This window comes from Streptomyces sp. NPDC057623 (assembly GCF_042800355.1).
Lineage (GTDB): Bacteria > Actinomycetota > Actinomycetes > Streptomycetales > Streptomycetaceae > Streptomyces.
This window is the reverse complement of the sequence record NZ_JBHVGZ010000096.1, coordinates 23,793-33,860: the sequence shown is the minus strand read 5'-3', so window position 1 is coordinate 33,860 and position 10,068 is coordinate 23,793. Positions and strand designations below refer to the sequence as shown.

The window sequence follows — 10,068 nt, the reverse complement described above, 5'->3', positions numbered from 1 at the left end:
CGGTGCGTTGTGCTTTTGCCAGGAGGTGCCGAGCCTTGACACCGGACTCTGCGGGCGGACACCCCCCGACGCGTCCCCTTGCCGCCGTACGCGGCTGCCCGGCCCGTGGGGGTGCGCCGCCCAGATGTCGGGCCGGCGGTCACCCTTTCGGCGCAGGTCCCGGCATTCTCAGCCCGTCCGGCGTTTGAGGACGAGGCCGTTCAGGCCGATGGGGGTCCAGGGGGCGGAGCCCCCTGGGATGGGACCTCCGGGGTGACCCTTACGCCGCTGCCGGGGGTACCGGCGCCAGTTGGCGGGCCAGCCACGTGGGGACGCCGCCCAGGAGGCGGAACAGGCGGCGGGCCTCCTCGCGCAGGCGGGCCGCCTCCGGTTCGGTCTCCGCGTCCGCCAGGGACGCCAACGCGGGGGCCGTGCCCACCAGATAGCCCAGCTCCTCGCGGATACGGAGGGACTCGGCGAAGCCGTGCCGGGCCTCCGCCAACTCACCGTCGCGCAGGGCGAGACCGGCCAGGTGGCGCCAGGTGAACGAGAGGAGGAGGGGGTCCGCGTGGGCCGTCGCGCCCGCGTGCGCGCGGCGGTATGCCGCACGGGCCGCCTGGGGCGAGCGCGCCAGGTTCTCCGCCAGGAGGCCGCGCCGGAAGTCCAGCAGAGCCCTGCCCGCCGCGCCCGGAGGGATCAGCGCCGCCGCCCGCCCCAACGCGGCCCGCGCCTCGTCGGCCCGGTCGCGCACCGAGTGCAGCGTCGCCGCGTAGGCAAGCTGCCCGCGTTCACAAGCGGCCGCGCCCCGTTCGTCGTCACTGTGGGCGAGCGCCTCGGCCGTACGCAACGCGTCCTCGGCCTCCTCCCAGCCCTGCTCGGTGTAGAGACATCGCTCCACCAGCAGCGCGGCCCGCTGGAGCGCGGCCGCCGCGGTCACCGGCTGTAGCAGGGCCGCCGCGTCCGCCCAGCAAGCGCGTGAGCGCAGCCGCCATACCGCGGTCTGGAGTGGATCGTCGCCGGCGGTCGTTCCGTTACCAGACATGGCGGTATACGCCACCTCGCCCTCCCCGAGCACGCCATCGAGCTGTTGAGTGGTGGCGGCATCTCAGCACGGATCGCCGGGTTCGGCCAAGAGGGTGGGTGAAGGATTTCACAAAGTCGTGGGACAGCGGCGGCACTTGGTGTCATCCGGCGGGACGGCCGGGGGAGGTCAACTCATCCGCAATGCCAAGAAGAAATCCAGCTTGTCCTCCAGCCGGGAGAGGTCCCGACTCGTCAACTGCTCGATCCTGCCCACTCGGTAGCGCAGTGTGTTGACGTGCAGGTGGAGACGGGTCGCGCAGCGGGTCCAGGAGCCGTCGCAGTCGAGGAAGGCCTCGAGGGTGGGGATCAGCTCGGCCCGGTGGCGGCGGTCGTAGTCGCGGAGGGGGTCGAGGAGGCGGGCGGTGAAGGCCCGGCGTACGTCGTCCGGGACGAAGGGCAGGAGGAGGACGTGGGAGGCCAGTTCCTGGTGGCCCGCCGCGCAGACCCGGCCGGGGCGGGCCGCGGCCACCCGGCGGGCGTGCCGGGCCTCCTCCAGGGCGCCGCGCAGACCCTCCGCGGAGTGCACCGCCGCGCTCACGCCCAGCGTGACCCGGCCGTCGCCGTCCAGGCCCGCCGAGAGGGCGTCCCGGACCGAGTCCAGGAGCACGTCCGCGAGGATGCCGGACTCCGAGCCGTCGTGTTCCGAGGAGACCGCCGGGAGGGGGACCAGGGCGACGGCCTCGTCACCCGTGTGGGCCACCGCGATGCGGTCGGACGGTTCGGGGCCGGTGGCGAGCGGGTCGACGAGGATCTCCTCCAGGAGGGACTGGGTGATCGGGCCCTCCTCGATGTCACCGCCCTCCCACTCGACGCGGGCCACCACCACCTGCCAGTGCGGGGCCGCCCCGAGGCCGGGCAGCAGGACCGGGGCCGCGACGCGCAGGCGGGCGGCGATCTCGGCGGGTGCCGCGCCCGTCTGGACCAGTTCGAGGACCTCCTGGGCGAGGCGGCGGCGGACCGTGCGCGCCGCGTCGCGCCGGTCGCGTTCCACCGCGATCAGCTGGGTGACGCCCTGGAGGAGGTCGAGGCGCTCCTCGGGCCAGTCGCTCGCGTCCGCCTCCACGGCCAGCAGCCACTCCGACAGCACCGTCTCGCGCACGTCCCGTGCGGCCTGCGCGGAGCGGCCCGTGCTGCGGATCGGAAAGAGGGAGTACTGCGTGCTGCCGAGGGGCAGGCGGTGGGGGCCGCGGCGGCCCGTGCGGGCGGCCGTCAGATGCTCCGCCGCCAGCTTCGCGCACACCTCGGCGGGCAGTGCGGGACCGCCGACCTTCGAGCCCGCGATGAGCCGCCCGGTCGGCGACAGCACCCACGCCCGCAGGTCCAGGTCCGAGCCGAGGAGGTCGAGGACCACGTCCGGGCCGCCGCCCGCCGGGCCCGAGGTCATCATCCGGCGGTGCCGGTCGACCACCGCCGCCAGGTCCCCGGCCCGCTCGCCGCTGACCTGCCGTACGACGTGCTCGGTGATCGTCGCGAACGCCACCGACTCGTGCACCGCGAACAGCGGCATGCGGTGGCGGGCGCAGGCCAGGACCAGGTCGTCGGGGATGTCGCCGAGCTCGGCCTCACCGGCCCCCAGCGCCACCACGCCGGCCTGGGCCAGGAGGCGGACGAAAGGCTCGGAGTCCGCGGAGTCGCGGCGCCAGGCCAGCCCCGTGAGTACCAGCTCGCCGCCGGAGAGGTAGCGGCTGGGGTCCCGGAGGTCGGTGGTCATCACACCGCGCACGGTGCGGTCCAGCTCGTCCTCGCCGCCGAGCAGCTTGAGGCCCAGCGCGTCGGTGTCCAGCAGTGCGCGCAGCCGCATTCTCGTCGCCGCCGTTCTTTGTCTCGAAATCTACGATGAATCTTGATGGGTCTGTGAGGGCGGCCCGGTCGGCGGGCCGACGAGCGGCGCCGGGGGGTGGTGCTCGTCGTCTTTCGGACGGTGTCCCAGGTCACAGGGCCGTGGCCGATGTTTCCAGAGGGCTCTATCGGATGTTTCCAGAGGAAAACGTGGAGGTTACTGGTGACCTCCGTTCATACGAATCTACAAGATGCCCGCCCTGGCCAGCCAACTCCTTCATGGTTTCCGTGACTGACCCCGGTGGAGGACGGCGCTGTGTACTGACGTCAATCCGCGTTAACAGCACATGAACGAGCCGGGCCCGCCGCACCTGATCTGGCTCAAACCGTACGACCCACGAGACGAAGAAGAAGAGAGCCGGTCATGGACTTCCTTCGCCCCGCCAGCTGGGAGGAGGCGCTCGCCGCGAAGGCCGAGCACCCCACCGCTGTGCCGATTGCGGGTGGCACCGATGTGATGGTCGAGATCAACTTCGACCACCGCCGGCCCGAGTACCTCCTCGACCTGAACCGCATCGGCGACCTCTACGAGTGGGAGGTCGGCGAGGACAGCGTGCGGCTCGGGGCCTCCGTCCCGTACACCCGCATCATGGAGCACCTGCGTGCCGAGCTGCCGGGCCTGGCGCTCGCCTCGCACACGGTCGCCTCCCCGCAGATCCGCAACCGCGGCGGCGTCGGCGGCAACCTCGGCACCGCCTCCCCGGCCGGCGACGCCCACCCCGCCCTCCTCGCGGCAGGCGCCGAGGTCGAGGTCGAGTCGGTGCGCGGCAGCCGCCGTATCCCGATCGACGAGTTCTACACCGGTGTGAAGCGCAACGCGCTGGCAGCGGACGAGCTCATCCGGGCCGTGCACATCGACAAGGCCGACGGGCCGCAGCAGTACTCCAAGGTGGGGACCAGGAACGCCATGGTCATCGCCGTGTGTGCCTTCGGGCTCGCGCTGCACCCCGAGACGCGGACCGTGCGGACCGGGATCGGCTCGGCCGCGCCGACGCCCGTGCGGGCCAAGGCCGCCGAGGAGTTCCTGAACGCCGCGCTCGAAGAGGGCGGCTTCTGGGACAACGGCAAGATCATCACCCCGTCGGTCGCCAAGCAGTTCGCCGAGCTGTGCTCGGGCGCCTGCAACCCGATCGACGACGTCCGGGGCACGGCGAGCTACCGCCGGCACGCGGTCGGCGTCATGGCGCGCCGCACGCTGACCTGGACCTGGGAGTCGTACCGCGGCACTGACGGCCGTACCAACAAGAAGGGGAGTGTCGCCTGATGCGCGTCAACTTCACTGTCAATGGACGTCCGCAGGAAGCCGACGACGTGTGGGAGGGCGAGTCCCTGCTGTACGTGCTGAGGGAGCGGATGGGGCTGCCGGGTTCGAAGAACGCCTGTGAGCAGGGCGAGTGCGGCTCCTGCACGGTCCGGCTGGACGGTGTGCCGGTGTGTTCGTGCCTGGTCGCCGCCGGGCAGGTCGAGGGCCGCGAGGTCGTCACCGTCGAAGGGCTCGCCGACTTCGCCAAGCAGCGCGCCGAGCACGGTGGTTGCGCCACCGGTGCTTGCGGTACCTCGCTCCAGGACGCTCAGCTGGGGGTCCCCCCGGGCGAAGCCTGGGGGAGGGCGGCCAAGGGGCAGGACTCGCAGACCGGTGAGGGCACCGAGCTCTCCCCGATCCAGCAGGCGTTCATCGACGCCGGTGCCGTCCAGTGCGGCTTCTGCACGCCGGGTCTGCTGGTCGCCGCCGACGAGATGCTGGAGAACAACCCCAACCCGACGGACGCGGACATCCGCGAGGCCCTGTCGGGCAACCTGTGCCGCTGCACCGGGTACGAGAAGATCATGGACGCGGTCCGCCTCGCGGCCGCCCGGCAGGGAGAGGCGGTCTGACGTGTCCACTCCTAACGGCACTCCCACCAAGATCACCCAGGGGACCCGGACCAAGGGCGGCATCGGCGAGTCGACGCTCCGCCCGGACGGCACCCTCAAGGTCACCGGCGAGTTCGCGTACTCGTCCGACATGTGGCACGAGGACATGCTCTGGGGGCAGATCCTCCGGTCGACCGTCGCGCACGCCGAGATCGTGTCCATCGACACCAGCGAGGCGCTGGCCATGGCGGGTGTCTACGCCGTCATGACGTACGACGACCTGCCGACCGAGGTGAAGAACTACGGCCTGGAGATCCAGGACACCCCGGTCCTCGCGCACGGCAAGGTACGCCACCACGGCGAGCCGGTCGCGATCGTCGCCGCCGACCACCCGGAGACGGCGCGCCGCGCCGCCGCCAAGATCAAGGTCGACTACCGCGAGCTGCCCGTCATCACCGACGAGGCCTCCGCGACCGCCCCGGACGCGATCCTCATTCACGAGGGCCGCGACGACCACCACATCGGTCATGTCCCGCACCCGAACATCGTGCACCGTCAGCCGATCTTCCGCGGTGACGCCGCGGCGGCCGCCGAGCGGGCCGACTTCGTGGTCAAGGGTGAGTACACCTTCGGCATGCAGGACCAGGCCTTCCTCGGCCCCGAGTCGGGACTCGCCGTGCCGGACGAGGACGGCGGCGTCCACCTCTACATCGCCACCCAGTGGCTGCACAGCGACCTGAAGCAGATCGCCCCGGTCCTCGGCCTGCCCGAGAGCAAGGTCCGGATGACGCTGTCCGGCGTCGGCGGCGCCTTCGGTGGCCGTGAGGACCTGTCGATGCAGATCCACGCCTGTCTGCTGGCGATGCGGACCGGGAAGCCCGTAAAGATCGTTTACAACCGCTTCGAGTCCTTCTTCGGGCACGTCCACCGCCACCCGGCCAAGCTCTCCTACGAGCACGGCGCCACGAAGGACGGCAAGCTCACCCACGTGAAGTGCCGGATCGTGCTGGACGGCGGCGCCTACGCCTCCGCGTCCCCCGCGGTCGTCGGCAACGCCGCCTCGCTGGCGATCGGCCCGTACGTGGTCGACGACGTGGACATCGAGGCCATCGCCCTCTACAGCAACAACCCGCCCTGCGGCGCCATGCGCGGCTTCGGCGCGGTCCAGGCGTGCTTCGCCTACGAGGCGCAGATGGACCGGCTCGCCGACGAGGTGGGCATGGACCGGGTCGCGTTCCGGCAGCTGAACGCCATGGAGCAGGGCACGATCATGCCCACCGGGCAGCCCGTCGACTCCCCGGCGCCGGTCGCCGAACTCCTGCGCCGCGTCAAGGCGATGCCGCTGCCGCCGGAGCGCCAGTGGGAGTCCAGCGAGGGCGCGGACGTACGGCAGCTGCCGGGCGGCCTGTCCAACACCACGCACGGCGAAGGCGTCGTCCGCGGCGTCGGCTACGCGGTCGGCATCAAGAACGTCGGCTTCTCCGAGGGCTTCGACGACTACTCCACCGCCAAGGTGCGCATGGAGGTCATCGGCTCCGAGCCCGTCGCCACCGTGCACACGGCCATGGCGGAGGTCGGCCAGGGCGGGGTCACCGTCCACGCGCAGATCGCCCGCACCGAGCTCGGCGTCACCCAGGTGACGATCCACCCGGCGGACACGCAGGTCGGCTCGGCCGGCTCGACGTCCGCGTCACGCCAGACGTACGTCACCGGAGGCGCGGTCAAGAACTCCTGCGAGCTGGTCCGCGAGAAGGTCCTGGAGATCGGGCGCCGCAAGTTCGGCTCCTACCACCCCGCCTGGGCCACCGCCGAACTGCTCCTGGAGGGCGGCAAGGTCGTCACCGACGCCGGCGAGGTCCTCGCCGACCTGGTGGACGTGCTCGAAGACGAGTCCGTCGAGATCGAGGCCGAGTGGCGGCACCGTCCGACCGAGGCCTTCGACCTGCGCACCGGCCAGGGCTTCGGCCACGTCCAGTACTCCTTCGCCGCGCACCGCGCCGTCGTCGAGGTGGACACCGAGCTCGGCCTGGTGAAGGTGATCGAGCTGGCCTGCGCCCAGGACGTCGGCAAGGCGCTCAACCCGCTGTCCGTCATCGGCCAGATCCAGGGCGGTACGACCCAGGGTCTCGGCGTGGCGGTCATGGAGGAGATCATCGTCGACCCCAAGACCGCGAAGGTGCGCAACCCCTCCTTCACGGACTACCTCATCCCCACGATCCTCGACACGCCGACCATCCCCGTCGACGTGCTCGAACTCGCCGACGACCACGCCCCGTACGGGCTGCGGGGCATCGGCGAGGCCCCGACCCTGTCGTCGACCCCGGCCGTCCTCGCGGCGATCCGGAACGCGACGGGGCTGGAGCTGAACCGGACGCCGGTTCGGCCGGAACACCTCACCGGCACGGCGTAAGGAAACCCCGTAGGAACTCTCCGGGCGGCGCCGGGAACGTCACACTTCGCCGCGCCGCCCGGAGTACCCAAGTACCGCACCGCTCGCGGGGCTTGGAGAACAAGCAAGTCCCCGCAGTAGAGATCCTGTTCGTTCGTCTCGGGCCGTCCCCCGGGTCGTGCGGCCGAAGCACCTTCCCAAATCCCGCAATCCCCAGAAGCAGTACGCGGGTGCCCCTTTGAACCTTGGGAGTAGGCCCCACATGACCCAGCAGTCACTGGAGCCGGAGACCACAGCCGAAGACGCGGGAGAAGGCACCCGCGTCCCGGCCGGCAGGTCCTGGCTCGACCGGTACTTCCACATATCCAGGAGAGAGTCCACGATCGCGCGTGAGGTGCGCGGCGGCGTCACGACCTTCATGGCGATGGCGTACATCCTCCTGCTCAACCCGTTGATCCTGTCCGGCAAGGACGCCGCCGGAGACATGCTCGCCCAGAAGGCCCTGATCACCGCGACCGCGTTCGCGGCGGCCTTCAGCACGCTGCTGATGGGCTTCTTCGGCAAGGTGCCGCTGGCCCTCGCCGCCGGCCTGTCCGTCTCCGGTGTCCTCGCCTCGCAGGTCGCCCCGCAGATGACCTGGCCGCAGGCCATGGGCATGTGCGTGATGTACGGCGTGGTCATCATGCTGCTGGTCGTCACCGGCCTGCGCGAGATGATCATGAACGCGATCCCGCTCGCGCTGAAGCACGCGATCACCATGGGCATCGGACTGTTCGTCGCGCTGATCGGTCTGGTGAAGGCCGGCTTCGTGCACCAGGGCGAGGCGACCCCGCTCAGCCTCGGCCCGGCCGGTGAACTGGCCGGCTGGCCGGTGCTGCTCTTCGCCGCCACACTCCTCGCGATCTTCATGCTCCAGGCGCGCGGCATTCCCGGCGCGATCCTGATCGGCATCGTCGGCGGCACCGTCGTCGCCGTCGTGCTGAACGCACTGGACGTCATCAACCCCAAGCAGTGGGCCAGCGGCGCTCCCGAACTGCACGGCAGCGCCGTCTCCATGCCCGACTTCTCGATCTTCGGCGACGTCGAGTTCGGGGGCTGGGGCGAGGTCGGCGCGATGACCGTCGGCATGATCGTTTTCACGCTCGTGCTCGCCGGGTTCTTCGACGCGATGGCGACGATCATCGGCGTCGGCACCGAGGCCAAGCTCGCCGACGACAAGGGCCGGATGCCGGGCCTGTCCAAGGCGCTGTTCATCGACGGCGCCGGCGGTGCGATCGGCGGCGTGTCCGGCGCCTCGGGCCAGACGGTGTTCGTCGAGTCGGCGACCGGCGTGGGCGAGGGTGCCCGGACCGGTCTCTCCTCGGTCGTCACCGGCCTGTTCTTCGCGGCCTGTCTGTTCTTCACCCCGCTGACGGCGATCGTGCCGGGCGAGGTGGCGGCAGCGGCCCTGGTGGTGATCGGCGCCATGATGATGATGAACGCGCGGCACGTGGACTGGGCCGACCGGGCCACCGCGATCCCGGTGTTCCTCACCGTCGTGATCATGCCGTTCACGTACTCGATCACGGCCGGTGTCGCGGCCGGCGTCATCTCGTACGTCGCCATCAAGATCGCTCAGGGCAAGGCGCGGGAGATCGGGGCGTTCATGTGGGCCCTGACAGGCATCTTCATCGTCTATTTCGCCCTCAATCCCATTGAGAGCTGGATGGGCGTGCACTAGCAAGCCGTGCACCGCCTTCCACACAACCGCTGTTAAGGAGACCGACAGATGCTGGACATCGCCGAAGAGCTGCACCGGTGGGTCGAGCAGGGACGCGACTTCGCCGTGGCCACCGTGGTGGCGGTCGGCGGCAGCGCACCCCGGCAACCCGGTGCCGCGCTCGCGGTGGACGCCGACGGCACGGCCATCGGCTCGGTCTCCGGCGGCTGTGTGGAGGGCGCGGTGTACGAGCTGTGCCAACAGGCGCTGCAGGACGGCGAGACGGTCCTGGAACGCTTCGGCTACAGCGACGAGGACGCCTTCGCGGTCGGCCTGACCTGCGGGGGCGTCATCGACATCCTCGTCACGCCGGTACGGGCCGCCGACCCGTACCGCCCGGTTCTCGCGGCCGCGCTGCGGGCGGCCGCGAGCGGGGAGGCGGCGGCCGTCGCACGGATCGTGTCGGGCCCGGACGAGCTGAGGGGCCGCGCCCTGCTGGTCCGCCCCGACGCGTCCTGTGAGGGTGGCTTCGGCGCCCACCCCGAACTGGACCGCACGGTCGTGGCTCAGGCGGCGGCGTTCCTCGACGCGGGACGTACCGGCACCCTGGAGATCGGTGAGCAGGGCTCGTGCTGCGGTGCCCCGCTCACGGTGCTGGTCGAGTCCTCGGTGCCGGCGCCCCGGATGATCGTCTTCGGCGCCATCGACTTCGCGTCGGCGCTGGTGCGCATCGGCAAGTTCCTGAACTACCGCGTGACCGTGTGCGACGCCCGCCCGGTCTTCGCGACGAAGGCCCGCTTCCCGGAGGCCGACGAGATCGTCGTCGAGTGGCCGCACACGTATCTGGAGCGCACCGAGGTGGACGCCAGGACCGTCCTGTGCGTCCTCACCCACGACGCCAAGTTCGACGTGCCCCTGCTCCGGCTCGCGCTGCGCCTGCCGGTCGCGTACGTCGGCGCGATGGGCTCGCGCCGCACCCACCTGGACCGCAACGAGCGGCTCCGGGAGGTCGGGGTGAGCGAGCTGGAGCTGGCGCGGCTCAGGTCCCCCATCGGGCTGGACCTCGGCGCCCGTACGCCGGAGGAGACCGCCCTGTCGATCGCCTCGGAGATCGTCGCCAACCGGCGGGGCGGCAGCGGGGTCTCCCTCACCGGCGCGCACACCCCCATTCACCACGACGCGTCGTCGTCGGCGGTGGGGCGGATCGGGTCGGTGGCGTGACGCG

Annotated in this window: 7 protein-coding genes; 5 read left to right on the top strand and 2 right to left on the bottom strand. The window is 71.2% G+C overall.

From position 1 onward, the window contains the following. Positions 1–259 precede the first annotated feature (259 nt). Entirely contained in the window at positions 260–1,036 is a 777-nt protein-coding gene (locus tag ACFU95_RS46245) for a hypothetical protein (RefSeq protein ID WP_383842270.1), read from the bottom strand. A gap of 153 nt (positions 1,037–1,189) precedes the next feature. After that, entirely contained in the window at positions 1,190–2,863 is a 1,674-nt protein-coding gene (locus tag ACFU95_RS46240) for a PucR family transcriptional regulator (protein WP_383842268.1), read from the bottom strand. Between the two features lie 402 nt (positions 2,864–3,265). Between ACFU95_RS46240 and ACFU95_RS46235 the strand changes: the two genes are divergently transcribed. The 5 genes from ACFU95_RS46235 (at position 3,266) to ACFU95_RS46215 (ending at position 10,064) form a co-directional block, all read left to right on the top strand. Further along, positions 3,266–4,165, top strand: coding sequence for an FAD binding domain-containing protein (locus ACFU95_RS46235; RefSeq protein ID WP_383842265.1), 900 nt, complete (start codon positions 3,266–3,268; stop codon positions 4,163–4,165). Then, the gene (locus ACFU95_RS46230) at positions 4,165–4,776 is read left to right on the top strand and encodes a (2Fe-2S)-binding protein (protein WP_383842262.1); all 612 of its coding nucleotides are present in this window, start codon (positions 4,165–4,167) and stop codon (positions 4,774–4,776) included. The genes ACFU95_RS46235 and ACFU95_RS46230 overlap by 1 nt, the downstream gene beginning before the upstream one ends. Before the next feature lies 1 nt (position 4,777). Next, positions 4,778–7,165, top strand: coding sequence for a xanthine dehydrogenase family protein molybdopterin-binding subunit (locus ACFU95_RS46225; protein WP_383842259.1), 2,388 nt, complete (start codon positions 4,778–4,780; stop codon positions 7,163–7,165). A gap of 241 nt (positions 7,166–7,406) precedes the next feature. Further along, a complete protein-coding gene (locus ACFU95_RS46220) occupies positions 7,407–8,864 on the top strand; it encodes an NCS2 family permease (RefSeq protein WP_383842256.1) in 1,458 nt (485 codons plus the stop codon). A 48-nt stretch (positions 8,865–8,912) separates the two neighbouring features. Beyond that, positions 8,913–10,064 (top strand): XdhC family protein, encoded by a 1,152-nt coding sequence (locus ACFU95_RS46215; protein WP_383842253.1) that lies wholly within the window; start codon positions 8,913–8,915, stop codon positions 10,062–10,064. Positions 10,065–10,068: the final 4 nt, after the last annotated feature.